26 protein-coding genes are annotated in these 26,135 nt (G+C 39.1%); 20 read left to right on the top strand and 6 right to left on the bottom strand.

Annotated elements, in window-relative coordinates; genetic code table 11:
* Positions 1-342 precede the first annotated feature (342 nt).
* From IEV57_RS16685 to IEV57_RS16675, 3 genes are all read left to right on the top strand, one after another.
* On the top strand, positions 343-513 hold the full coding sequence (locus IEV57_RS16685) for a hypothetical protein (protein ID WP_188444186.1): 171 nt from the start codon (positions 343-345) through the stop codon (positions 511-513).
* A 163-nt stretch (positions 514-676) separates the two neighbouring features.
* On the top strand, positions 677-1,801 hold the full coding sequence (locus IEV57_RS16680; RefSeq protein ID WP_188444185.1) for a DUF4934 domain-containing protein: 1,125 nt from the start codon (positions 677-679) through the stop codon (positions 1,799-1,801).
* A 7-nt stretch (positions 1,802-1,808) separates the two neighbouring features.
* Positions 1,809-2,342, top strand: coding sequence for a hypothetical protein (locus IEV57_RS16675; protein ID WP_188444184.1), 534 nt, complete (start codon positions 1,809-1,811; stop codon positions 2,340-2,342).
* A 115-nt stretch (positions 2,343-2,457) separates the two neighbouring features.
* Here the strand turns inward: IEV57_RS16675 and IEV57_RS16670 are convergent, their stop codons facing one another.
* Positions 2,458-3,300, bottom strand: coding sequence for a lysophospholipid acyltransferase family protein (locus tag IEV57_RS16670; protein WP_188444183.1), 843 nt, complete (start codon positions 3,298-3,300; stop codon positions 2,458-2,460).
* A 343-nt stretch (positions 3,301-3,643) separates the two neighbouring features.
* Between IEV57_RS16670 and IEV57_RS16665 the strand changes: the two genes are divergently transcribed.
* Genes IEV57_RS16665 through nadD form a run of 4 tightly spaced genes read left to right on the top strand, consistent with a single transcriptional unit; the run spans position 3,644 to position 5,713 of the window.
* Complete coding sequence (locus IEV57_RS16665; protein WP_188444182.1) at positions 3,644-4,237, top strand: sigma-70 family RNA polymerase sigma factor; 594 nt, start codon at positions 3,644-3,646, stop codon at positions 4,235-4,237.
* Between the two features lie 56 nt (positions 4,238-4,293).
* The gene (locus IEV57_RS16660) at positions 4,294-4,566 is read left to right on the top strand and encodes an anti-sigma factor (protein WP_188444181.1); all 273 of its coding nucleotides are present in this window, start codon (positions 4,294-4,296) and stop codon (positions 4,564-4,566) included.
* A 5-nt stretch (positions 4,567-4,571) separates the two neighbouring features.
* Positions 4,572-5,144: a guanylate kinase gene (gene gmk / locus IEV57_RS16655; RefSeq protein ID WP_188444180.1), complete on the top strand. Its 573-nt coding sequence runs from the start codon at positions 4,572-4,574 to the stop codon at positions 5,142-5,144.
* Between the two features lie 2 nt (positions 5,145-5,146).
* Positions 5,147-5,713, top strand: a complete 567-nt coding sequence (nadD, locus tag IEV57_RS16650) for a nicotinate (nicotinamide) nucleotide adenylyltransferase (protein WP_188444179.1) — start codon at positions 5,147-5,149, stop codon at positions 5,711-5,713.
* A gap of 285 nt (positions 5,714-5,998) precedes the next feature.
* Here the strand turns inward: nadD and IEV57_RS16645 are convergent, their stop codons facing one another.
* Together IEV57_RS16645 and IEV57_RS16640 are read right to left on the bottom strand one after the other, a co-directional pair.
* Positions 5,999-6,610, bottom strand: a complete 612-nt coding sequence (locus IEV57_RS16645) for an RNA polymerase sigma factor (RefSeq protein ID WP_188444178.1) — start codon at positions 6,608-6,610, stop codon at positions 5,999-6,001.
* Positions 6,601-7,740: a glycosyltransferase gene (locus IEV57_RS16640; RefSeq protein ID WP_188444177.1), complete on the bottom strand. Its 1,140-nt coding sequence runs from the start codon at positions 7,738-7,740 to the stop codon at positions 6,601-6,603. Before IEV57_RS16640 ends, IEV57_RS16645 begins: the two co-directional genes overlap by 10 nt.
* 134 nt (positions 7,741-7,874) lie before the next feature.
* On the opposite strand from IEV57_RS16640, the gene tgt reads away from it, so the two are divergent.
* Genes tgt through IEV57_RS16625 form a run of 3 tightly spaced genes read left to right on the top strand, consistent with a single transcriptional unit; the run spans position 7,875 to position 11,003 of the window.
* Positions 7,875-9,005, top strand: coding sequence for a tRNA guanosine(34) transglycosylase Tgt (gene tgt / locus IEV57_RS16635; protein ID WP_188444176.1), 1,131 nt, complete (start codon positions 7,875-7,877; stop codon positions 9,003-9,005).
* Position 9,006: 1 nt separating this feature from the next.
* Positions 9,007-10,080, top strand: coding sequence for an LptF/LptG family permease (locus IEV57_RS16630; protein WP_188444175.1), 1,074 nt, complete (start codon positions 9,007-9,009; stop codon positions 10,078-10,080).
* 2 nt (positions 10,081-10,082) lie between these two features.
* Positions 10,083-11,003, top strand: coding sequence for a DMT family transporter (locus IEV57_RS16625; RefSeq protein WP_188444174.1), 921 nt, complete (start codon positions 10,083-10,085; stop codon positions 11,001-11,003).
* A gap of 330 nt (positions 11,004-11,333) precedes the next feature.
* Here IEV57_RS16625 and IEV57_RS16620 read toward each other — a convergent pair whose 3' ends face one another.
* The 3 genes from IEV57_RS16620 to ispE all read right to left on the bottom strand — a co-directional run bounded on the left by IEV57_RS16620 (position 11,334) and on the right by ispE (position 12,783).
* The gene (locus tag IEV57_RS16620; RefSeq protein WP_188444173.1) at positions 11,334-11,666 is read right to left on the bottom strand and encodes a type II toxin-antitoxin system PemK/MazF family toxin; all 333 of its coding nucleotides are present in this window, start codon (positions 11,664-11,666) and stop codon (positions 11,334-11,336) included.
* On the bottom strand, positions 11,653-11,895 hold the full coding sequence (locus IEV57_RS16615; RefSeq protein ID WP_188444172.1) for a ribbon-helix-helix domain-containing protein: 243 nt from the start codon (positions 11,893-11,895) through the stop codon (positions 11,653-11,655). The genes IEV57_RS16620 and IEV57_RS16615 overlap by 14 nt, the downstream gene beginning before the upstream one ends.
* An 81-nt stretch (positions 11,896-11,976) precedes the next feature.
* Positions 11,977-12,783, bottom strand: a complete 807-nt coding sequence (ispE, locus tag IEV57_RS16610; RefSeq protein WP_188444171.1) for a 4-(cytidine 5'-diphospho)-2-C-methyl-D-erythritol kinase — start codon at positions 12,781-12,783, stop codon at positions 11,977-11,979.
* 574 nt (positions 12,784-13,357) lie between these two features.
* Between ispE and ilvD the strand changes: the two genes are divergently transcribed.
* From ilvD to IEV57_RS16560, 10 genes are all read left to right on the top strand, one after another.
* A complete protein-coding gene (gene ilvD / locus IEV57_RS16605; RefSeq protein ID WP_188444170.1) occupies positions 13,358-15,037 on the top strand; it encodes a dihydroxy-acid dehydratase in 1,680 nt (559 codons plus the stop codon).
* Between the two features lie 12 nt (positions 15,038-15,049).
* Entirely contained in the window at positions 15,050-16,732 is a 1,683-nt protein-coding gene (gene ilvB / locus IEV57_RS16600) for a biosynthetic-type acetolactate synthase large subunit (protein ID WP_188444169.1), read from the top strand.
* An 11-nt stretch (positions 16,733-16,743) separates the two neighbouring features.
* Entirely contained in the window at positions 16,744-17,256 is a 513-nt protein-coding gene (gene ilvN, locus IEV57_RS16595) for an acetolactate synthase small subunit (protein WP_089237780.1), read from the top strand.
* A gap of 11 nt (positions 17,257-17,267) precedes the next feature.
* Positions 17,268-18,311: a ketol-acid reductoisomerase gene (gene ilvC, locus IEV57_RS16590; RefSeq protein WP_089237782.1), complete on the top strand. Its 1,044-nt coding sequence runs from the start codon at positions 17,268-17,270 to the stop codon at positions 18,309-18,311.
* 4 nt (positions 18,312-18,315) lie between these two features.
* A complete protein-coding gene (locus IEV57_RS16585; protein ID WP_188444168.1) occupies positions 18,316-19,827 on the top strand; it encodes a 2-isopropylmalate synthase in 1,512 nt (503 codons plus the stop codon).
* A gap of 2 nt (positions 19,828-19,829) precedes the next feature.
* Entirely contained in the window at positions 19,830-21,230 is a 1,401-nt protein-coding gene (gene leuC / locus IEV57_RS16580; protein WP_188444167.1) for a 3-isopropylmalate dehydratase large subunit, read from the top strand.
* A gap of 18 nt (positions 21,231-21,248) precedes the next feature.
* Positions 21,249-21,842 carry a 3-isopropylmalate dehydratase small subunit gene (gene leuD / locus IEV57_RS16575; RefSeq protein ID WP_188444166.1) on the top strand — a complete coding sequence of 198 codons (594 nt, stop codon included), beginning with the start codon at positions 21,249-21,251 and terminating at the stop codon, positions 21,840-21,842.
* 274 nt (positions 21,843-22,116) lie between these two features.
* The gene (locus IEV57_RS16570) at positions 22,117-23,745 is read left to right on the top strand and encodes a hydroxymethylglutaryl-CoA lyase-like TIM-barrel protein (protein ID WP_188444165.1); all 1,629 of its coding nucleotides are present in this window, start codon (positions 22,117-22,119) and stop codon (positions 23,743-23,745) included.
* The gene (leuB, locus tag IEV57_RS16565) at positions 23,714-24,775 is read left to right on the top strand and encodes a 3-isopropylmalate dehydrogenase (protein ID WP_188444164.1); all 1,062 of its coding nucleotides are present in this window, start codon (positions 23,714-23,716) and stop codon (positions 24,773-24,775) included. Before IEV57_RS16570 ends, leuB begins: the two co-directional genes overlap by 32 nt.
* Positions 24,776-24,996: 221 nt before the next feature.
* A complete protein-coding gene (locus IEV57_RS16560) occupies positions 24,997-26,130 on the top strand; it encodes a hypothetical protein (protein WP_188444163.1) in 1,134 nt (377 codons plus the stop codon).
* The last annotated feature ends 5 nt before the right edge of the window (positions 26,131-26,135 follow it).

The following is a 26,135-nucleotide window of genomic DNA, read 5'->3' as shown; positions in this document are numbered from 1 at the left end:
ATAAAAAGAACATTTAATATAAAAAATATAATCCTAATTACCTTAGTTACGGTTCTTTGCTTTGCATGTAAAAGTGAAAATGAAGTATTCATTATTCCCTCGACTTTGGAAATCATTGATGAAGTAGAAGGAAGCAAAGAGGTCTGTTTAGAATGTGAGCAAAAAATTGTTATTTATTGTGATTACTCTCTGAGAAGTTTGTATTTTCTGAAGCCCCTTATGTAAAGTTGGGTTGAAATCTCAGAAGAGTATCCTGATGTAGGTTTTTTATTTGTTTTTCACGGAAAAAATAAATCTACACTTGAACGTATTTTAAAAGAATATGAATTTCCCTTTCAAGTAATGTTTGATCAAAATAATGAGTTTTACTTTTTAAACAATCTTGATAAGTCTTCGACTGAGAATAAACCTTTGCAGGCTTTTCATCTAATTGGAATGAAGAAAATCATAAATGCGGAAATGGGAATGCCTAATTTGCTTAGAAAAGAGATCGAAGAGGTTAAGAAAAAGTAAGTGAACTTATCATATACTTACAAAATATTTTATTTATCTGTTCAATCAGTATAATCCCGATGATCAGGTCAGGTTCAGTGTTCTATTCTTCTTTCAGTTAGCTTGTGAGGTCTTTTAGTTTTAGCTATATTTCAAATCAAATATTAATTTAAAAGTATTTATTATGATAAAGAGAATTCGTGTTATTTCTGTTTTTTTGATCATTTTGTCTTGTAATAGTAAGCCCGGATTTTATGATGAAAGTGGTGTGCTACAGTTGAAACTTGAGGATGCAAAGTTGATAGATAACAAGTCATTTGAAATTACTGATCTAATTCCATTGGAGACGAATTTGCAAAATCTTATGACTATGGAACTCAGAATCAGAGCGCATAAGGATGGTTTTTTCATAATGGATGCTGAAAAATTTGATGCTGTTTATCATTTTGATCAGAGCGGAAAATACCTCGGTAAAAAGGCAGAAGTTGGTGAGGGTCCGAATCAATTGTTGGGACTTCAAGATTTTCAGGTTTCAGAAGACGGTGATTTGCTTCTTTTATCTTCAATCGGAGATCAAACTTCGATCTATCAGAAATCAAAATCTGGTGAATTGTCAAAAATTTCAGATGTTGACTACTTAGCAGGTTCATTTTTTAATCTCAAAGATCAGGGGTTTTTATTAGCTGGTGGGTATAATTCGCCTTTCGTATCTCATAGAGTGGTGAAGAGTGATTCCAAGGGGAATATTCAAGATTCTTTTCTTCCAAACGATTATACAAATACGATGATTCCTCTATCAGAACGTAGCTTTTATGAATCTATTGATGGGGTTAACTACACTGAAATTTTCAACAATAAAGTTTATGAATATTCAAATGGTAAATTTTCTACTGTATTTGAAATAGATTTTGGAAAATACTCGATTCCAGGTGAGTTTTGGGATGTAGATATAAATGAAGGTTTTGAAATCCTAATGGAAAATGGTTTTGCGACCTACAAATCGCTTTTTTCTAACTCAAATTTTTATTTGACAAACATCCATGTTCAGAGCAAATCAGGTTTTTACAAAAAAGTAGTTCTGATTAACAAAGAAAACGGAAGGTCATACTTTTGGGAAGCGAATACTCAAGATGAAGATTTATTTAGTGACCCAATTGGTTTTAAAAATGGCGAAGTGATGTTTTTGTCTTATCATTCTGTGCTTACTGCAAAGCTTGGTAATCAAGTGCCTATATCTTTTGAAAGCAAGCTTGAAGAAACTGAATTCGATTATCCTGTACTTGTGCGTGCTAAGATAAATGTTAAATAAATAGAAAATGATAGCTACAATTCCTCAGCTTATGAAATCTCTTTTCCTTGTAACAATTTTGACATTCATACTTAGTTCCTGTTCAGATAGGCCTCCTGAAACGATAGAATTTCCTGAAGGTTTAGAGCAAATTTATGTTGGTGAGGTAAACGAAAACTTATGCCTTGATTGTGATAAAAAAATGGTAGGTTATTTTGGGTTGCAAACAGGAAGATCTACCAATTATCTTATGCTCATTTCCAAGTCAATACATGAATTGAAAGAGAAGAACGAAGATCTTCCTGTGATATTTGTCTTTGGGGGTCAACATCCAAAAGGAGTTATCGATAAGGACTACCTTTTGAGAGTTTTAGAAAAAATAGATTTTCCATATCCTGTACTATACGATAGGGATGACCAATTTTATAAATTAAATAAGCTGGAGAATTATCCTCAAAAGAAAGATATTCAGATCTATTTGGTAGAAAAAAACCTGATTCACTCAGAAGCTGCACCAGGAATACCAGGATTTGATAAACAAATAAAAGATTTTTTGGAATAGCTATTTTAGTTTTTAGCTGGATAGAACACGGATAATGCGGGTTGAGCGGATGGTCACAGGTTAAAAAAATCAGTGAAAATCTGCTCGATCAGCGTCATTAGCGTGCTATAGAATATCATCGACTGACTTTCCAGCGGTTGTGGCTCCAAAGATAAAGATCTGGACTTTTGCGGATACTTTGCTCTGTTCGGCGGATAAATTCATCAGTGATGCTATGTTCCGCCGCATGATCATAAGGAGGACTGTCCATAAGGCTGTAGGTAAAGATATAATGGCCGCGTTTGGGTTTGCGTACTTCAGAATATATCACCGTATGCCCAAAGCGCTTGGCAAGCTTCTCTGCACCTTCAAAGAAAATTGTCTCTCGATTCATGAAAGGTGACCAATAACGGATTTCAGCTTTAGTTGGTCTTTGGTCTGCAGCTAGGACGATCAAGCGTGGGGTGTTCCTATTTCTCAGGTATTCCCGTTGAAAAGCCGCTCGTTCTACCAGCATTCCCCCAAATCTACTTCGGATGGTTTTCATCAGTTTTTCGAAAAAAGGACTGTTTACTTTGAGGTACACTACCTCGCATTGCGTACTGACATTGGCCATCATATGGAGCAAATGCATCTCCCAATTGAAGAAATGTCCCGTCATACCTACTACAACTTCACCTTTTGCGACAAGATCTAACGGAATGTGAGCATTTTCGATTTGAACTCTTCTCGTCAACTCCTCTTTTGATATGGTGTGCATTTTGATAATTTCCGCAAAAGAATCTGTCAGATTTCTAAAAAATTTCCGTTCAATTTCCAATCGCTCCGCTACTGATTTTTCTGGAAAAGCATGCAGTAGATTTTCTTTGATCACCTTTTTCCTATATCCAATCCCATAATATCCTATCAGATATAACAAATCTGAAAACAAGTAAAGGATGCTTAAAGGAAGGTAAGAAATAAGTTTGATTAGGAACATTACATGTTTGATCTAGAGGGTGAAGGTTAAAGTTAGGCTTTACAATTGACAAACGAAATCATGCTCATTATATGTCAACTGACAACGGTCGACAGTCCACAGCATTTTGGAAGTAACAAAGAGGGTTAGCTTTAATCGTTATTTGAGTAGAAAATGGACTTAATATTCAACTAGGCTGGTCTTTTTTCATCCACAAATATCTAAAATAGTAGCAATGTATAAACCTTTTACTACCTGATTTCTCAAAACTGTGGGCAATTGACTGTCGATTGTGGGCAGAATGAAAATCACTTTTTTCAAAAAAATTAGCTATAATTTGACCCATTGCTTACTTTTGATACTTATGTCTGAAGTGCAGAGAAAAAAATATTCCGATCAGGAAAAAAACAGGATTTTCGACGGGGAATTTATGCCACACATAGATTCCATGTATAATTTTGGTTACCGGCTAACCTTCGACGAGGACGATGCCAAAGACCTCGTGCAAGATACTTACCTCAAAGCCTACCGATTTATCAATTCTTTCGAGCAGGGTACCAATGCCAAGGCTTGGTTGTTCAGGATTTTGAAAAATAGCTTTATCAACGATTACAGAAAGAAAAGTAAGCAACCTGCTAAAGTTGATTATCAAGAAGTTGAAACTTATTACAACTCAGATGATGTTGATTATGGCATCACGTCTGACTTGCGGGTGGATTCTGTTAAGGATATGCTTGGAGATGAGATTTCCAATGCACTCAATAGTCTTGCTGTTGATTTTCGTACCGTGATCATTCTTTGTGATTTGGAAGGCTTTACTTACGAAGAAATGGCGAAGATCTTGGATATTCCTATAGGGACTGTAAGGTCTAGATTGCATAGAGCGAGGAACTTATTGAAAGACAAGCTACGTTCCTATGCTCAAGATATGGGCTACAAGACAGACGAAGAGGAATAATACAAGAGATTAGATAGAATAAGAGATATTATAGATTACCCTAGATTGAAAAGTAAATGGACAATAATTTAGAAGGAACAGGAGAAAGGAAATTGCAGTGTAATGATGTGAGCAAATGCTTTCAGTTGCTGGAAAGTATCTTGGACGGAAACGATGCGCCTGATTCACAGGAAGTCTTGAAGTCGAAGCTTGCCAAATGCCAACCTTGCTTTGAGCATTATCATCTGGAGGCTGCAATCAAGGAAGTGCTTAGAACTAAGTGTACCAAACATGAAGTGCCTTCTCAACTTGTGGAGGATATCCGTCAAAAAATCGAAGAGATTAAATAAAAAATATGTCATCAGGTAAAGCGATTATTTTTTCAGCTCCATCAGGTTCAGGCAAAACGACCATAGTCAGACATTTAATAGGGAAATATCCAAATTTGGGATTCTCCATTTCCGCTTGTACGAGAGATAAACGGGGGAGAGAAGAGGAAAATGGAAAAGATTATTACTTTTTAAGTCCCGACGAATTCAAGTCAAAAATTGATCAAGACGCATTTATAGAGTGGGAGGAAGTGTATGAAGGTAACTTCTACGGAACCCTCAAAGAAGAAATTCAGCGCATTTGGGATTCTGGAAAGCATGTAATTTTCGATGTGGATGTTAAAGGTGGTCTTAATCTCAAGAAATACTTCGGCGATCAAGCCATAGCGATATTTGTCAAAGTGCCTTCTTTAGAGGTTTTGACCGAAAGGCTGAAAGACCGAGGAACAGAATCAGAAGAGAGTCTTTCTCGTAGGCTTTACAAGGCCAAATTTGAGATGGGCTTTGAAAATAAATTTGATGTAACCATCGTCAATGATGATATGCAAAAGTCATTTGCAGAAGCAGAGACGCTGGTAGGAGAATTCTTAGCAAAATAAATTTGAAAATCGGGCTTTTTTTCGGATCTTTTAATCCTATTCACGTCGGCCATTTGATTATCGCCAATGTGATGCAAGATCAGACTGATTTGGATGAAGTGTGGTTTGTGGTCAGTCCTCAAAATCCCTTCAAAGCTAGAAAAACATTATTACATGAATTTGATCGGCTTAAGATGGTAGAGCTCGCCATCGCCGATCATTTCTTTTTTAAGGCTTCAGATGTGGAATTTCACATGCCCAAGCCAAGTTTTACGATAGATACCCTGACTTTTCTTTCAGAAAAAAACCCACAGCATGAATTTAGGCTGATTATCGGAGGTGATAATCTGCAGCATTTTCACAAGTGGAAAAATCACGAGCAGGTTCTCGAGCATTATGGGCTTTATGTTTATCCCCGCCCTGGTTCCAATCCAGATTTTGAGCATCCCAATGTACAGTTTATAGCTGCACCATTGATGGATATCTCAGCCACATTCATCAGAGAATCCATCAAATCAGGCCATTCTGTTCGCTATTTGTTGCCGGATAAGGTGGAGGAATTTATTAAGGATAAGAAGCTTTATTTTTAGATCAACTTGGTTTCAGTGATAGAACGCAGATAATGCGGATGGTCACGGGTAAAAAATAAAATCAGTGAAAATCTGCTCGATCAGCGTCACCTGTGTGCCAATAGAACGCGGATAAGGCGAATGGGCGCAGATAAAAAAAGAATCAGCGTTGATCTGTCCAATCAGCGTCATCAGTGTGCTAATAGACCAGAGATGACTTTGATTGAGCAGATTTCCATGGGTGATAAAAATCAAATAGACTTCCAAATCTTTCAATCCGCCACGGCGGACGAGCTCTTAAAACTTTTAGATATGCTTTTCTTTCCCTGAGGCGATTTCGAAAAGCAATTCTCTTGATCGGTGAAGTTGGGCCTTTACCGTTCCTAGAGGTTTGTCGAGTTCCTTAGCAATTTCGTCGTAAGAGAGTTCTTGGAAGTAGCGGAGTTCTACGAGTTTTCGATATTTGGCTGGTAATTTATCCACAAACACCCTCACCATCTCAATTCTTTGAGATCTGATGAATTCGTCCTGAGGGTTGTTTTCATCATCTTCTACGTCAATGGTCACAGAGTTTCCCCCATCATCACTGAGTGTAGTGTTGAGACTCATGGTTTTGAGTTTTTTCTTTCGGATAAAGTCAATGGTATTGTTTGTGGCGATTCTAAAAAGCCAAGTGCTAAAAGTATAATCTTTCTTGAATTTATGAAGGTTTTTGAAAGCTTTGGCGAAAGCTTCCATCGTGAGGTCTTCGGCATCGTCTGCATCGCGAATCATTTTCAGAATCATGAAGTACACCGCTTTTTTATAGCGCTTCATCAACGCAGCATAAGCTTGCTGATCATTTTGATCTACCGCACGATCGATGAGATCAAAATCTTCTAATGCTTTATTTGAAAAACCTCTTGAATTTACTTCCATCTAACTTTTTTTGACTGATACCCTAATGTGCCGATGATCCAAAAATACCCTAGATAAATGACATCATAAAGCGATGTCCAAAACACTTTGGTATTTCCTTCGAGTTTTTTTCTTGCCGATGTGACTACTGAAGTGAGCAATATCGATCGAACAATAGTTATACCCATAATTAGCGAAAATTGTTCCCAATTTTGACTTAAGCCTAAAAATATAGCTAGGGTAATACCTGATCCCCAAAATAATAGATGGGAAAATGAGTAAAGTCCAATTTTCTGTTTGTCTTTGCCCCTGTAATATTTCCCGGCATGAAAGTGCCTCTTCTTTTGTCTAAAGTAACTTTTCCATGTGGACTTGGGTCTGGATAAAGTAATGCTATCGGGGTGGATAACCACAGATGTATTTTTGCCATTCGCATATTTATTGATGAAAAGATCATCATCGCCACAGTCAATTTGCCAAAGATCTTTGAAGGCTTTTTTCTCCATAAAAAACCCTCTACGGTAGGATAGATTCCTACCTACACCCATAAAAGGAGCGCCCCAAAGTGCGAAGGAGAAATAAAGCAACCCTGTCCACAACGTCTCAAATTGTATCCATTTATTCAGAACTCCATGGTCCCTTTCATATGGAGAATAGCCAAGGGCGAAAGTTTTCCCTTCTTCCCGAACTGGTGCGGTCATCAACCGAATCCATTGATCTGACTGAGGAATGCAGTCAGCATCTGTCAATAATAGGACATCATTTTTAGCTACTTTGATCCCCAAAGTAAGCGCATATTTTTTTGAGGTGACATGGTCGGGAGTATATTTGATGGTTACGGTGCGGAGTTGTGGGTATTGGCCCATCATTTTCTCAAGAAGCACACGGGTACCGTCAAAGGAGCGGTCATTGATGATCATCACATCATAATTGGGATAATCTTGACTGCAAAGAATCGGAATCAACTTCTTTAGATTTTCTTTTTCATTATGCGCAGCGACGATGATGGTAACTCCCTCAGATGTGTTGGAGTTGGAAGTCGAAATTTTATTCCGATTAAAAAAAGAAAGCCGAGTAAAAATAAGAAGGATGTATATCAATTGCACGCCAAGCGCAACCAAAAACACAATCCACAAAACATCATTGATCATTCCAGATTATTTAACAGGCAAATATAAAAGCAAATTCAGCATTCAATTAAGAATAAGCTTATATTTTTGTGCTTGAATTTATCATTAAGTGCCAGCAATGCCTAAATTATTGCTAGGCTTCTTAAAAAAAATATATGAAGTTTACCTTACAACATACAGATCCTCAAAGTAAAGCGAGGGCAGGACTACTCAAAACTGATCATGGAGATATAGAAACTCCTATTTTTATGCCTGTCGGTACAGCGGGTTCGGTGAAAGCCGTACATCAGCGTGAGTTGACCTATGATATCAAAGCTCAGATTATTTTGGGAAATACTTATCATTTGTACTTGAGACCGGGACTGGGTGTGCTGGAGAAAGCAGGAGGACTTCATAAATTCAATGGCTGGGAAAAACCCATCTTAACAGACAGTGGAGGATATCAGGTTTTTTCTTTAGCCGGAACAAGGAAAATCACCGAAGAAGGGGTCGTTTTCAAATCCCATATAGACGGATCAAAACATATTTTTTCTCCTGAAGGTGTTATGGATATCCAACGTAGCATTGGGGCAGATATCATCATGGCTTTTGACGAGTGTACGCCTTATCCATGTGAGTTTGAGTATGCAAGAAAATCCATGGACATGACTCACCGTTGGTTAAAGCGTTGCATTGAGCGATTTGATAGTACAGAAGGGAAATATGGCTACAGCCAAACCTTATTTCCAATTGTTCAAGGTTCAGTTTATAAAGATTTGAGGAAACAATCTGCTGAATTTATTGCTTCCTGTGATCGGGAAGGGAATGCCATCGGTGGACTTTCAGTCGGAGAACCTGCAGAGATGATGTACGAAATGACCGAAATGGTCACGGATATCTTGCCGGGAGATAAGCCTCGATACTTGATGGGTGTAGGTACTCCTGCTAATATTCTGGAGTGTATCGCACTTGGCGTGGATATGTTTGACTGTGTGATGCCAACGCGGAATGCCAGAAATGGAATGCTCTTCACTTCAGAAGGGATTATCAATATCAAAAACGAAAAATGGAAAGAAGATTTCAGTTCGATAGACCCTGCGATCAATTCTTACGTTAGTAGTTTTTATTCCAAAGCCTATTTGAGACATTTGACGATTTCCAAAGAAATACTTGGTGCGCAGATAGCAAGTATTCATAACTTAGCATTTTACCTTTGGCTGGTAGGACAGGCGAGGGAGAAAATCAAATCAGGAGAATTCTCCTCGTGGAAAGATCAAATGGTCAAAAAAGTCAGCACAAGATTGTAATATGAAAATATTGGATAAACTTATCATTAAGGATTTTCTCAAGACCTACTTTTTTGTGGTTTTGATGTTGATCCTTATTGTGCTTGTTCTGGATTTTACAGAAAAGAATGATGCCTTTATCCGAAATAAAGTACCTGCAGTCCAAATCCTCAAGTATATGGCTAATTATGGCTTGTACTTGAATAATTTACTAACTCCGATAACCGTATTTATCTCTGTTATTTTCATCACTTCCAAAATGGCAGGAAGGACAGAGATAATTGCAATTTTGAGCTCAGGAACCAGTTTTGTCCGCATGTTGATTCCTTTTTTTGTAGGAGCAGCGATGATTGGTGCAGCCTCTTTTTTATTGAATGGATGGGTTTTGCCTGTGGCGACAGCAGGAGTGACTGAGTTCAAAACTCAGTATCTCGAAGAGACCAAATTTTACAACGAATCCAATATCCATATCAAAGTAGCCCCTGATGTCTATGCATATATTTCTAGGTATTACCCTGTGGGGAATATGGGCTATAGTTTCACCTTGGAACAAATCAGAGATGGAGAGTTGGTTGCTAAGTTCTCTGCGGATAGGATTGTTTGGGATACCGCCATCAACTCTTGGAGTGCCAGAAACTGGAATTTAAGGGTATTAAATGAAAGAGGAGAGACATATACCAAAGGAGATAATTTAGATACCTTACTTTCTATCACACCAGATGATTTCGATCTGCCTTCCAATCATCATGAAACCTTAAAACTCCCTGAGCTGTCTAAGCAAATCCAAGTCCTAGAAGATAGGGGTGCTGACAATGTGAATTATTATAAAATCGAGCGCTATGTGCGGTATATGTCACCTTTTGCAGCGATTATCCTAACATTTATCGGCGTGATTGTTTCCTCCAAAAAAACTAGAGGTGGCTCTGGTTTTCAGATTGCTTTGGGCTTTTTGTTGGCTTTTGTTTATATCATTTTGTTTCTCCTTTCCAGGACTTTTGCAGAAGCAGGGACGACCTATCCTTTGTTTGCTATATGGTTACCCAATCTAGTATTTGCTGTCACGGGTTTGGTGTTGTACAAAACAGTGCCTAGATAATTATGCTTCAGAACTCTACGATCAAGGATTATTTGATGCTTCATTTCATCGTGGTGATTTGGGGGTTTACTGCCATTTTGGGATTGCTGATAAGTATTCCTTCAGTTGAAATCGTCTTTTACAGAACTTTGCTGGCAAGTGGGTTTCTAGGCTTGGTTTTTTTAGTGAAAAAGCAAAAAATCAAACTCTCCAATCAAGAACTTGCTAAAGTCATCGGAACAGGCTTTTTGATCAGCTTGCATTGGATTTTGTTTTTCTGGGCTGCTCGGGTTTCGACCGCTTCGGTATGTCTTGCAGGCATGGCAACTACCTCGCTGTGGACAGCACTTATCGAACCAATGGTCAATAAATCAAAAGTAAAATGGTTCGAAATTCTACTTGGCTTGATGGTGATATCTGGGCTTTATGTAGTTTTCAGCTTTGAGGGAGGCTATTGGCTGGGTTTGACTATGGCAGTGGCTTCGGCTTTGATTGCAGCAATTTTTACTGTCATCAATGGCAGGTTGACCAAAAGACATTCACCTTATGTATTGACCTTTTATGAAATGCTGGGAGCTTGTATATTTTCGGTTTTATTTATGCCATTTTATGCAGCTTTTTTCACAGAAGGAGCAGGGTTACAACTGATTCCACAAGGTTGGGATTGGTTTTGGCTGTTTCTTTTGGGTGGTGTTTGTACAGTTTATGCTTTTTCAGTTTCTGTAGAATTGATGCGTCGATTGACAGCTTTCGCCATTAACCTTACCGTAAACCTAGAGCCTGTTTATGGCATTGTGCTAGCAGTTTTGATTTTTGGAGAAAAGGAGCAGATGACTCCAGGGTTTTATCTGGGAACATTGATTATTTTGATTTCCGTGTTGCTCTATCCAGTTTTCAATTATTTCAATAGGAGGAGGCAAGCGAAAAGGGTTTTGGGGGTTTGAATTAAAAATTAGGATAGGATGCAGATGACACCGAACCTGTCCCGATAATCGGGATTGACCTAATTTTCACAGATTGAAAAATCAAATAGAGTTTGAGGGGTGAAGTTGAATTTTTCTCTAGGATTTAGAGCCTTTCGTGATCATTAAGACTAAAGCGAGTTTCTATGATATTCAATCTAGAATCATTTACTAAAAAGTCTCCTTAAAGGTAGGATGTCTAAATGATAAGTTTCATTTTCTTGACGATATTCGTTTTTTAAATAGGTTATATTAAAGCCAATTTATCTTCAATAAATTATAAAATGTGAATTACAGAAAGTTCCGAGGTACTTATAGCGTTGTAATATCCCCCAGAGTTGTCAAAGCCATTTGAAGTTCCTTGTCGGAAATTCTCCCTATTTTTTCTACCAAGCGTTCTTTTGAAATGGAGCGAATATGAAACACCATCATTTCAGATATTTCCATCAGGTTGTTGGCAGTGTCAGGGATTAAAATTGGATTGCCTTGATAATTTTTGATTTTGGAAGTCAAAGGAACTGTAATGACTACTTTGAGGTGTTTGTTGAGCAAGTTTCCACTGATAATGACCACCGGACGGAATCCAGCTTGTTCGGAACCTTTGCTTGGATTCAGATCAGCATACCAGATTTCACCTTGTTTCATCTTCTATCTGCTTGAAATATTCCACCATCCCTTCTTCTGCCAAATCGATCATGTCCTTGTCTTCTTTGGCTTGACTATATGATTTTACATATGCAGCTCTTTTAAGATGCTCAAGGTATAATCTCAAGGCTTTTTCAATTAGCTTGTTTTTAGGGATTTCTAATTTCTTGGCATGCTCATCGAGCATTTCCAATAAGTCATTTGGAAGTGAGCTGGTGAAAGTTGTCATATTTTTACATTTGAAGTAAAAATACAAAACATATTTATGAAATGTAAATATAGATCTGTCATAAATGATTTATGAACTTTTCTACATCTCTCCCTCAAACACAAAATAACCTTCCTTCCAATTTCCCTTTTCAGGCTTTTCGTGAAACAATCCAAACACAGTTGAGCCTGACCCTGACATCGCAGCATAAAATGCACCCATTTCATACAGGTGTGATTTGATCGAAGCTATTTCTGGGTAGCGAGGGAAGATGCTTGCTTCAAAATCATTAACCAATTCATCCTTCCATCGACTTCGGTCTGCAAGTACTTCTTTTAAAATAATGGAGGAAGCTTTTGGAGCTACTCCAGCATAAGCTTCTTTGGTTCCGATATGAATATTAGGATTGATCAAGAGGAGGTGTTTTCCTGAAAGGTCCACCTCGACAGGTTCCAAGATTTCGCCTCTACCCGTAGCTATTTTAGGTGTATTTTCTATAAAAAATGGACAATCACTCCCCAACTGCGCCGCATAGTCTTCCAAAAACCAATCTTCTAGCAACAGATCAAAAAGATTGTTCATCATGCTCAAAGCAAAAGCAGCATCAGCAGAACCTCCTCCCAGACCTGCACCCATTGGGATGTTTTTATGCAGGTGGATATTTAAATGCGGTAATTCATTAAAATCCTTTCTCAGGAGTTTTAGTGCTTTGAGGATAAGGTTGTCTTTTTCAGAACCAGGGATTTCCAATCCTGTGTTCGTAAAAGTAGTTTTCTTATCCAAAATCATTTCCAAGGCATCATAAAGTGGAATCGGAACCATACAAGTCTCGATATCGTGATACCCGTCTTTTCTTTTGGCTGTAATATGGAGGCCAAGGTTGATTTTTGCGTTTGGAAAACTGATCATGTGCCGAAATTAAAAATTCCTGATCAAAATTAACTCATTCTTAAAAATTCATTTGTTTTTTTAATCTAATCGAAACAAAGTTTTGAAATCACCCTTTTATTCTTTCTAAAAAATTACGGGTTTTGTTGTGTATTCAGTTAATAGTAATTTTTTTTGTTATAAAAAAATCAATAAAAATAATCATTTATTAACATTAATGAAATTCGAAGCTTTATTTCAAAAATTTTAAATTATATTCATTTTTTGAAAATTTAATTTTGATATAATATAAAAAGCATTGCTTATATTTTTATAAAATAAATAATGGCAGATTCAAAAGATTGTCTTAATAATAAAAAAACAATTAAAATATTGTATCTGTGGAAATTGAGGTTTAATATTGTATCGTTGATTTATAACATAAAGAAATATTATCACATGCCACGATTAGTCAGCCTTATTGGATTTATTATTCTCATCATTGGAAAACAATGAGGCGCTAGACTATATAAATTAAACAACCATATAAATCTAAGTGCCTCATACAAGTGAGGCACTTTTTTTATACAAGCCTATCAAATAAACCTATTGAACCATGAGTTTGAAGAAATACAGTTGGGAAATCAGCCAAAATGAAGAGCATCCAGCAGGAAAGGCCATGTTGTATGCCACAGGAATGACTGATAAACAAATGAATCAACCCTTCGTGGGTGTTGCCAGTTGCGGATACGAAAGTAATCCCTGCAATATGCACCTCAATGACTTCGCCGGTCTGATCAAAGATGCCACCAAGGCAGATGGTCTGACCGGTTTGGTTTTTAATACCATCGGGATATCTGACGGTATCTCCATGGGTACTGCAGGAATGCGCTATTCTTTGGTTTCTCGTGAGATCATTGCAGATTCCATCGAGTCTTTTATACTAGGCCACTCTTTTGACGCATGTATTGCCGTGGCAGGTTGTGATAAGAATATGCCGGGTGCTGTCATGGGCATGCTACGCATCGATCGGCCCTCCATTATGGTCTATGGAGGCACAATCCGATCAGGGAATTACAAAGGAGAAAAATTAAATATCGTTTCTGCTTTTGAAGCCTATGGCAAACGTGTCAAAGGAGAAATGAATGATGTCGACTATCAAGGAGTTATTCAAAATGCCTGCCCAGGTGCGGGTGCTTGTGGTGGTATGTACACTGCCAATACCATGTCTTCGGCTATTGAAGCCATGGGAATGTCTTTGCCCTATTCCTCTTCTAGCCCTGCGGATAGCCCAGAAAAACTGAATGAATGCAAAGAGGCATCGAAATACATCAAGATACTTTTAGAAAAAAACATCACTCCAAAAGATATTGTCACCCGAAAAAGCCTTGAGAATGCAGTAAGGGTTGTCATTGCTTTGGGTGGGAGTACAAATGCAACCTTACACCTCTTGGCAATCGCGAAAACTGCTGGGATTGATTTTACGCTGGATGATTTTAAGAAAATCAATGACGAAACACCTTTGCTTGGAGATTTCAAGCCATCAGGGAAATTTTTGATGGAAGATCTTTACGAACAAGGAGGCCTTCCTGCATTTATGAAATACTTTTTGAACAATGGCCTTCTGCATGGAGACTGCATGACGGTGACTGGAAAAACGCTCGCAGAGAATTTAGCAGATATTGATCCAGTTGTTCCTTCTTTGGTCAATGTCATCCATCCGATCGAACAACCACTCAAAGCTTCAGGGCATTTGTGTGTTTTGAAGGGAAATTTAGCACCTGAGGGTTCTGTAGCCAAGATTTCTGGCAAGGAAGGCAAATCATTTACAGGTCCAGCAAGATGCTTTGATTCTGAGTTGGATGCGAATGAAGCCATCAAAAACAAGCAAGTTCAAAAAGGAGAAGTGATCGTAATCAGATTCATTGGTCCAAAAGGTGGTCCGGGTATGCCTGAGATGCTCAAGCCCACATCGATGATCATTGGTGCAGGACTTGGGTCTGACGTAGCCTTGATTACGGACGGTAGATTTTCTGGAGGAACACACGGCTTTGTCGTCGGCCATGTCACCCCAGAAGCGTATTTGGGAGGTCCAATTGGATTACTGAAAGATGGCGATTTGATCACCATAGATGCTGATTCCTTGGAATTAAGCTGTAAGGTGTCTGAGGAAGAATTTGCCGAAAGGAAAAAAACTTGGAAAAACAAAGACCTCAGCGGGCTTCAAGGCACATTAAAAAAATACAATTTATTGGTTTCCACCGCTTCAGAAGGTTGCGTAACTGACAAACAATAAAATCCTAACACCATGATAAGAGGAGCAGATATCGTAGTGAGATCTTTGATTGCGGAAAATGCCAAACACATATTTGGCTATCCTGGTGGAGCCATCATGCCTGTTTATGATGCGCTTTATGATTACAGTGATCAGATCAGGCACGTTTTGACACGTCACGAGCAGGGAGCAATCCATGCGGCGCAAGGTTATGCACGTGTTTCTGGTCAAGTCGGAGTAGCATTAGCAACTTCTGGTCCCGGAGCGACTAACCTTATTACTGGCTTAGCTGATGCGATGATAGACAGTACACCATTGGTTTGTATCACTGGCCAAGTGGCTGCTCATCTTTTGGGAACAGATGCTTTTCAGGAAACTGATGTAGTTGGTATTTCCATGCCTGTGACAAAGTGGAATATTCAGGTAAGAAGGGCTGAAGATATCGCACCGGCAATTGCCAAAGGCTTTCATATCGCAAGATCAGGTCGTCCAGGGCCAGTTTTGATTGACATCACAAAAAATGCACAGACTGAGGCTGGAGAGTTTAATTATGTGCCTTGTCTAAGTATTAGATCCTATAGACCTTATTTTGAAATCAAAAAAGATGAGGTTCAGAAAGCAGCTGAATTGATCAAAGCTGCACAAAGACCCTATGTTTTATATGGTCAAGGTGTCGTGATTGGAAAAGCAGAGGCTGAGTTAAAAGCTTTTTTAGACAAAACAGGGATACCAGCAGCTTGCACCTTATTGGGCTCGGGAGCGATTTCTGAAGAGCACCCTTCTTATGTAGGCAAGCTTGGTATGCATGGTAATTATGCTCCAAATATGCTAACTAATCATTGTGATGTGTTGATCGCTATTGGGATGCGATTTGATGATCGTGTGACGGGGGATTTGAAGCGCTATGCAAAGCAGGCGAAAGTTGTCCACTTAGAATTGGATCCTGCAGAAATCAACAAAAATGTATTTGCTGATGCTCCTGTTTTGGGAGACTGTAAGCAGAGTTTGTCCATGTTAACCGAGGCAGTTGAAATAAATAGCCATGATGAATGGCTTTCTAGATTCAAAGAATTGGAATTGCTAGAAAAGGAATCTGTCATCGCTAATGATCTTTCTCCAACCAAGGTTGGGCTCACGATGGGCGAAGTGATTCGTTTTATCAATCAATATAAAGCCGATGATGCTATTTTGGTCACAGACGTTGGTCAACACCAAATGATCGCTTGGAGGTATTTTGACTATAAAACTTCCAAGACCCAAGTGACATCTGGTGGATTGGGAACCATGGGTTTTGCCCTTCCTGCTGCGCTTGGTGCGCAAATGTATGATTATAGTCGTCAGGTTATCTGTGTTGTCGGAGATGGAGGAATCCAAATGACTATCCAAGAACTCGGGACGATTATGCAGACCAAAGCTCCTGTAAAAGTTGTGCTCTTGAATAATAACTTTCTTGGGATGGTAAGGCAGTGGCAGCAGATGTTCTTTGATAGAAGATATTCATTTACAGAACTGGATAATCCTGATTTTATCAAACTCGCAGAGGCTTACAGTATCAAAGCGTCAAAAGTTTCAGTAAGAGATGGACTGAGTGAGGCAGTGGCAGACATGTTTTTACATGATGGTCCCTATTTCTTGGAAGTGGTTGTGGAAAAAGAAGACAATGTATTCCCAATGATAGCCACGGGATGCTCAGTAGAAGAGGTAAGATTAAGCTAAATCCAGAATTTATGAATCGCTATACCATACTAATTTATACAGAGAATTTCATCGGTATCCTCAATAGGATTACGATCATTTTCACCAGAAGGGGGATCAATATTGATGCACTTACAGCTTCTGAAAGCCGCTTGGATGGAATCCATAAGATCACGATTGAGTGTGCTGTCACGGAAGAACAAATCATTCAATTGGTCAAGCAAATTGAGAAAATCACAGACGTGATCAAAGCGTATTATTTCATGGATACCGAAGTGGTCTATCAGGAAATAGCGCTATACAAACTTCCAATAGACAGCTTAGATGCGAGTTTGGAAAAAGTAATCAGACAATATAATGCCCATATTATCGCAGCTGAGAAGGAATTTGTGGTCATAGAATTTACTGGGCACAAAGAAGATACACAGGCTTTGTTGGAAACACTCAAGCCTTACAATCTTCTTGAATTTTCTAGGTCAGGCCGTGTTGCCATCGCCAAGCCTAGATTTTCTGTATCAGAGTATTTAAATAATCAAACCTTATAAAACCAAAAACTATGAAACTGAAATTTGGATCAGTAGAAGAAAATGTAGTAACCAGAGAGGAATTTCCACTGGAGAAAGCTAGAGAAGTATTGAAGGACGAAGTAATTGCTGTATTGGGTTACGGAGTACAAGGTCCTGGTCAAGCATTGAACTTGAAAGACAATGGCTTCAACGTCATCGTTGGTCAAAGAAAAGATTCTAAGACTTGGGACAAAGCAGTCGCTGATGGTTGGGTTCCTGGAGAGACACTTTTCGAATTGGAAGAAGCCTGTGAAAAAGGGACAATCCTTCAATTCTTACTATCTGATGCAGGACAAATTGCACTTTGGCCTACAGTGAAAAAACACCTTACTCCTGGAAAAGCTTTGTATTTTTCTCATGGATTTGGCGTGACTTACAAAGAGAAAACAGGTATCGTTCCGCCAGCTGATGTGGATGTGATCTTGGTAGCTCCAAAAGGTTCTGGAACATCTTTGAGAAGAATGTTTGTAGAAGGTAGAGGATTGAATTCTTCCTATGCCATCTTCCAAGATGGAACAGGAAAAGCAAAAGATAGAGTAGTAGCACTTGGAATCGGTGTTGGATCAGGGTACTTGTTTGAGACTGATTTTTACAGAGAAGTTACATCTGATTTGACAGGTGAAAGAGGGACTTTGATGGGGGCGATCCAAGGGATTTTTGCTGCACAATATGAAGTATTGAGAGCGAATGGACATACTCCTTCGGAGGCTTTCAATGAAACAGTGGAAGAATTGACGCAGAGTTTGATGCCATTGGTGGCAGAAAATGGCATGGACTGGATGTATGCCAATTGCTCTACTACAGCACAAAGAGGAGCCTTGGATTGGTGGAAGCCTTTCAGAGATGCAACTAAGCCGGTATTTGAAGAGCTATATGATTCTGTGAAAACAGGAAAAGAAGCACAAAAATCAATTGATTCAAATAGTAAATCTGACTACAGAGTAAAATTAGAAGCTGAATTGAAAGAATTGAGAGATTCTGAAATGTGGCAAGCTGGCGCAACCGTCAGGAAGTTAAGACCCGAAAATAACTAATATTATGAGTGAAAAGCTATGGATATTCGATACCACCCTTCGTGATGGGGAACAGGTACCGGGTTGTCAATTGAACACCCGAGAAAAGATTGTGGTCGCTAAGGCATTAGAGGAACTGGGAGTTGATGTGATCGAAGCTGGATTCCCAATATCCAGTCCAGGTGACTTCAATTCAGTTGTTGAAATTTCCAAAGCTGTATCAAATCCCATTATCTGCGCCCTTTCCAGAGCTGTGGAAAAGGATATTGATGTAGCTGCTGAAGCACTGAAATACGCCAAAAAAGGAAGGATTCACACTGGAATCGGTGTGTCTCCTTTTCACATACAATACAAACTCAGATCTACGCCAGATGAAATCATTGAACGGGCGGTCAGGGCGGTAAAATATGCTAAACGCTATGTAGAAGATGTGGAATTTTATGCAGAAGATGCCGGCCGTGCCGAAAAAGAATTCTTAGCAAGAATCCTAGAGCAGGTTATCAAAGCTGGCGCTACTGTAGTCAATATTCCAGATACTACGGGTTATTGTCTTCCCGAGCAATATGGCTCTATCATCAGACATTTAAAAGAAAATGTCTCTAACATTGATAAAGCAATCATAGCGACGCATTGCCACAATGACTTGGGAATGGCAACAGCAAATACCATCGCAGGGGTTCAAAATGGAGCCAGACAAGTGGAAGTGACGATCAATGGTATCGGTGAAAGAGCTGGAAATACCTCCATGGAAGAAGTAGTCATGGCGATCAAATGCCACCATGATATTCCAATTCATACCAACATCGTCACTCCAAGGATATATGAAACGAGTAGGTTAATCTCCAAGCTGATGAATATGCCTGTTCAGCCGAATAAGGCAATTGTTGGAAGAAATGCCTTTGCACATTCTTCGGGAATCCATCAGGATGGTGTATTAAAGCACCGAGAGAATTATGAAATCATCGATCCTAAAGATGTTGGAGTTCATGAATCATCGATTGTCTTGACAGCAAGAAGTGGAAGAGCTGCATTGAAGCATCATTTGGATGCTTTGGGAGTGGTATTGGAGGGTGAGGCCTTGAATGAAGTGTATGAAGAGTTTTTGGTATTGGCAGATTCTAAAAGAGATATTACGCCAAAAGATCTTCTTTCCTTGGTTGGAAAATACGTGGACGAATCTACTTTTATCGAATTGGAAAAAGTAAGTTACGAGTCTAATGGATCTATCAAAGCAACTGTCACTCTGAAAGTCGGTGACAAAACCGATCAAGCTTCTTCAAGTGGAAATGGCCCTGTTGATGCAGTGCTCAAGGCTATTGAGCAGATTGTAAAGCCTGATATTGAGTTGGAAGAATTTCTTATTCAGGCCATGACAGCAGGAAGCGATGATGTAGCAAAAGTCCATATGAGAATTATGCAAGAAAAAATCCCTTACTACGGTTTTTCTTCCAATACAGATATTGTGGTTGCCTCTGCGCAGGCATTTGTGGATGCTTTGAATAAAATACCCGTCAAAAATAAAGTGACAGTAGCTTAATTATGGAAAAGAAAACATTATTCGATAAAATTTGGGATGCACATGTGGTCAAATCTGTTCCTTCTGGACCGGATGTATTCTTCATTGATAAGCATTTTATCCATGAAGTAACTAGCCCTGTTGCATTTTTGAATTTGGAAAAACGTGGTGTTGGTGTACTTCATCCTCAAAGGACTGTGGGCACGCCAGATCACAATGTTCCTACAGTAGATCAGGATAAAACTATCAAAGACAAGCTTTCAAGAATGCAGGTTGAGAAGCTTCGTGACAACTGTAAGAAGCATGGCATTGAATTGCATGATTTGGGTTCTGCCCATCATGGCATTGTCCATGTGATTGGTCCTGAATTGGGAATTACGCAGCCAGGAATGACCATCGTTTGTGGAGATAGCCATACTTCTACCCATGGTGCTTTTGGTGCCATCGCATTTGGTATTGGTACATCAGAAGTGGAAATGGTCTTGGCTACGCAATGTATCATGCAAAGCAAAGCCAAGAAAATGCGCATCACAGTAGATGGTGACTTGGGTGCTGGAGTAACTTCAAAAGATATTATTCTATATATTATTGCAGAGATCTCTGCGGCAGGTGCTACAGGTTACTTTGTGGAATATGCAGGTTCGGCAATCGAAAGCCTTAGCATGGAAGCAAGGATGACAATCTGTAACATGAGTATCGAAATGGGGGCCAGAGGAGGCTTAATAGCTCCTGACGAAACAACTTTTGACTACCTCAAAGGAAAGCAATATGCTCCAAAAGGAGAAGAATGGGAGAAGGCAGTTGCTTATTGGAAGTCGCTAAAGACGGATGATGGAGCTGTTTTCGATAAAGAATATCATTTTGATGCAGCGGATATTGAGCCAATGATCACTTATGGTACCAATCCAGGTATGGGGATCAAAATCAAAGGGAATATCCCAAGTACCGAAGGTATGGAAGGAAGCAACAAATCTTCCTACTTGAAGTCATTGGACTACATGGGTTTTGCCCCAGGTGAAGCGATCCAAGGAAAGAAAGTTGATTTTGTCTTCGTAGGAAGCTGTACCAATGGCCGAATCGAAGATATCCGATCAGTTGCCAATTATGTGAAGGGTAAGAAAAAAGCGGATAACATCACTGCTTGGATCGTTCCGGGATCTAGGGAAGTAGAGAAAATGGCTCACGAAGAAGGTTTGGTGAAAATCTTGGAAGAAGCAGGGTTTGAGTTGAGACAACCGGGATGCTCTGCTTGTTTGGCGATGAATGATGATAAGATTCCTTCTGGAAAATACGCTGTCTCCACTTCAAACAGAAACTTTGAAGGCAGACAAGGGCCAGGAGCCAGAACTATGCTCGCTAGTCCTTTGACTGTGGCAGCTGTGGCTGTCAAAGGTGAGATATGTGACCCTAGAGAGATCTTTTAATTCTTAAAAAAGAAAAAAATGGCTTACGATAAATTTAATGTATTGACTTCAACAGTCGTCCCGCTTCCAAACGAAAACGTGGATACAGATCAAATCATCCCTGCAAGGTTCTTGAAAGCTACGGAAAGGGAAGGTTTTGGAGACAATCTTTTCAGAGATTGGAGATATGATGTAGAGGGCAATCCAAAAATGGATTTTGTATTGAATGACTCCACCTATTCTGGAAAAATTCTCCTCGCAGGTAGAAATTTTGGTTCTGGCTCGAGTAGGGAACATGCTGTTTGGGCACTGTATGACTATGGGTTTAGATGTGTCGTATCAAGTTTCTTTGCCGATATCTTCAAAAATAATTGCTTGAATATCGGTGTACTTCCTGTTACTATCAGCGCTGAATTTGCAGAGGTATTGTTTTCAGCAGTTGAAGCTGATCCGAACACAAAAGTAGAAGTGGATATAGACACACAAAAAATAACCCTGTTGAGCACAGGCCAATCAGAATCCTTTGATATCAATGCCTACAAAAAGGAGAATATGAAAAATGGCTTTGATGACATAGACTACCTTTTGAATTTAAAAGAAGAGATAGAGGAGTTTGAGAAAGAAAGAAAATAGAAAGGATGAAGGTTGAGGGATCAAGGATGAAAGATTCAAGAACCAAGACAGAGGATTTATATGTGGGAAGGTTAAATTTCGGTAAGATGGGAACGCTGAACCTGTCCCGAGCATCGGGATGACACTGATTTAGCTGATGATCACATATAATTGGGGATCTTGAGAGTATAAACTTAACTAATATTTGCTTAGAGCTTGGATAGGGTAATCATCTTCAAACTTCATCCTTCCTCCTTTCAAAATCTAAAATCTACCCTCTACAATCTAAAATCACATGGGAACACACCGAAAAATAGAAATCATGGATACCACACTGAGGGATGGAGAGCAGACCTCGGGCGTGTCCTTTTTACCTTCTGAAAAACTTCAGATAGCCAAGTTGCTATTGGAGGAATTGAAGGTGGATAGGATAGAAGTGGCGTCGGCAAGGGTTTCTCAGGGTGAGATGGAAGGTGTTAAAAAAATCACCCAATGGGCCGCCGAAAAAGGCTATTCCGACAGGGTGGAAGTACTTGGTTTTGTGGACACGCCTGCTTCGGTAGATTGGTTGGTGGAGGCTGGAGCGAAAGTTATGAACCTATTGACCAAGGGTTCTCTCAATCACCTGACCCATCAGCTCAAAAAGACTCCAGAACAACATTTTGAAGATATCCATACCTGTGTTAATTATGCTAGGAGCAAAGGGATCACAGTCAATGTTTACTTAGAAGATTGGAGTAATGGGATGAGAAATTCTATGGATTACACCATGGAACTGATCGGGTTCCTGAATGAAATCCGAGTGCGAAGAATTATGCTTCCTGATACGCTTGGGCTGCTACATCCTAGAGAAGTTTCCCATTTTGTGAAATTAATCACAACCGAATTTCCGGATTGTCATTTTGATTTTCATGCACACAATGACTATGACCTTTCCATTGCGAATGTGCTTGAGGCTATTTACAATGGCATTGCGGGAATTCATACCACTGTCAATGGACTTGGAGAGCGAGCTGGAAATGCCCCGTTGGAGTCAGTGACAGCTGTGCTCAAAGATTTCACAGATTACAAAATCAGTCTCAATGAAAGCAAAATCTACCGCGTCAGTAAGTTGGTGGAGCAGTTTTCTGGACAACATATTCCCGCCAATAAGCCTGTAGTTGGGGAAAATGTATTTACCCAAACTGCAGGAATCCATGCGGATGGTGATAACAAAAAGAACCTTTATTTCAATGACTTGCTTCCAGAGAGGTTTGGGAGACAAAGAAAATATGCCCTTGGCAAAACTTCCGGAAAAGCCAATATTCTCAAAAATTTACAAGAATTGGGAATATCGCTTGAGCAGGATGAATTGACCAAAGTGACGCAAAAGATCATCGAGCTTGGCGACAAAAAAGAACGGGTGACCACCGAGGATTTGCCATATATCATTTCCGATGTATTGCAGAACAATTCGATTTCGAAGAATATCTTTATCGAAGGTTACCACATGACCCATTCCAAAGGATTGAAACCAACGGTGCAATTGAAACTGAGCATTCATGGTAAATCCTTTGAAGAATCTTCTTCTGGAGACGGTCAATATGATGCTTTTATGCGCGCATTGGTGAAAATCTACAAGTCGCAGGGATTCCAGCTCCCCAAATTGACGGACTACCATGTTTCCATTCCTCCAGGAGGAAAAACAGACGCTTTTGTGGAAACAGTCATCACTTGGGATTTTGGGAAAATTTTCAAAACCAAAGGATTGGATTCCGATCAGACTGTGGCTGCGATGATGGCGACTGAAAAAATGTTGAATATTATTGATAAAATGGATACGAGGGCTTCTGATAAAGTGAAATTTCAGGAGCTGAAAAATCAAAACCCAGAACAAGACAAAGAGAATTTCTATGGAAATGAATATAGCGCTACTGCCAGGTGATGGCATAGGACCTGAGGTAATTGCTCAGGCAGTAAAAGTGGTCAATGCTGTTGGAAAGAAGTTTGGCCACACGATCAATTTCGAAGAAGCGGCTGTTGGTGCTGCTGCAATAGACTTAACAGGTAATCCCTATCCGGAAGCAACCCATGAAGTTTGCTTAAGAGCAGATGCGGTGCTTTTTGGGGCTATCGGAGACCCTAAATATGATAATGATCCCAAAGCCAAAGTAAGACCGGAACAAGGTCTTTTGGAAATGAGGAAAAAATTGGGACTCTTTGCCAATATCCGACCGACATTTACTTTTCCTTCCTTGATTCACAAATCTCCTTTGAAACTGGAAAGAGTGGAAGGCGTAGATTTTGTTTTCTTCAGAGAACTGACTGGCGGAATTTATTTTGGTGAGCCAAGAGGAAGAAACGAGCAAGGAACAAAGGCATTTGATACCAATGTCTACACCAAAGAAGAAATTACTAGACTTGCTAGAATGGGCTTCGAAGCTGCGCAAAAAAGAAGAAAATTGCTGACATGTGTGGACAAAGCCAACGTCCTAGCTACTTCCAGGTTGTGGAGGGAAACAGTGCAGGAACTTGCACCTGAGTACCCAGATGTCAAAGTGGAATATGAATTTGTAGATGCGGTGGCGATGCGCTTGATCCAATGGCCAAAGGCTTACGATGTTTTGATTACAGAAAATCTTTTTGGAGATATTTTGACTGATGAAGCTTCTGTGATTTCAGGTTCGATGGGTTTGATGCCATCAGCGTCGGTTGGTACAGAAAATAAGTTATTCGAACCAATTCACGGTTCTTACCCGCAAGCAGCAGGAAAAGACATCGCCAATCCATTGGCAACGGTGCTTTCGGCAGCTATGATGTTCGAGTATGCTTTTGATATGAAAGCAGAAGCCCAAGCCATTTCTGATGTGGTAAACAAGTCATTGGATGAAGGAATAGTAACCGAGGATATCGCCGAAGGTAGCAAAGCCTACAAGACCTCGGAAGTTGGAGATTGGTTGGCGGAGAATATTTGATTTTGAAATATTAAAGAATGAACAGCTGTTAAAGTTCAGTGTTTCTTCATTCAAATAAATATGAAAAAGCCCTGATAGAATGATTTCTATCAGGGCTTTTTTGATTAAATATTAACTCTAGGCAATATTCAGAAATCAGCTTTTTAGATTGTTATTTAAAGAAATAGTTTGTTTATTGTATTTTATATTTAGTTATGGAACTTTAATTTTATGATGTTAATATGAGGTTTTTTTCAGTTTTAACTCTTATTATTTTAATTTCTGTCTTCAACAGTTATGAATTACAAGCTCAATACAAGATTTCTAAAACTAGCGAGTTTAGCATTAATTCATTGAATTCAGTTGAGATTGTCGATTATGATCCAATCAAAAAGCACTATTTAGCTTATGAAAATAGGAGCAAAGGTTTTGTAGTCCTTCTGTTAGATGAAAAGGGGAGGATCCTTGTAAAAAAAGACTTAAATGGTCAAGGTCCTGGACAGTTTACAACTGCAATGAATTTTTTGGGTTTTGTAAATACAGGAGATGTATGGGTAATTACTCCAAACAAAGTGATCTCATTCGATAGGAAATTGAATTTTAAGGAAAGCACAAATTTTGTAATCGATAATCCATTCTTTGTTTATGGCTCAACTACTTCACCAATATTTTACTACAAAGATAACTTAAAGAATAATTTAGTTTTCGCTACTTATCCCTCAGGGACATCCAGATTTATGAGGGCAAAGAGTTTGGAAAAGCAGCATTTAATCGAATTTCATGACCTAAAGTCGAAAGCTACTTTCCATTTGGCTCCCGTGGTACAAAGACCTATCTACAAAAATTTTGATAATACAATAAACACGATGTATAAGCCGATCTTTACTCAGGATAAAAAGAGTAATAGACTTTTTGTAACAGCTTCGCTTGATAATGAAATTACAGTAATAGATCTTTTATCAGGAAAAACTATCTCCAACATCAAAATCAATCATGGAGATTTCGGCAGCTTTAAGAAATTGCCAATTTCTGATAAAACCTTGCCAAGTTACCCACCTTACACACTCGCTTCAGTGAATTTGAATATTTTACATTTGGATGGTGGACTTGTTTTACTGGATTATGTAAGAGAAATCCCATATGGTATTTTTGAGAAAAAGAATGAAGAGGATAAATACTATCATCATTTTTCTGACCCTGATTACCATAGAATAATCCTTTTTGATGAAAACAAGCAACTCAGCGAAGATATGAAAATTCCCTATGGGCAAATCAAAATCGCTATGCCCAATAATTCGATACTTATAAAGCTGATAAATCCCGATGAAGAAGAGGATTTTATCAGATACGGGGTGTATCAAGTTGCGAATGAGTAAAAGCT

Source organism: Belliella aquatica, from assembly GCF_014637795.1.
GTDB classification, from domain to species: Bacteria; Bacteroidota; Bacteroidia; order Cytophagales; family Cyclobacteriaceae; genus Belliella; species Belliella aquatica.
The sequence above is the reverse complement of the archived record's forward strand: the minus strand, read 5'-3'. Positions and strand labels throughout refer to the sequence as shown.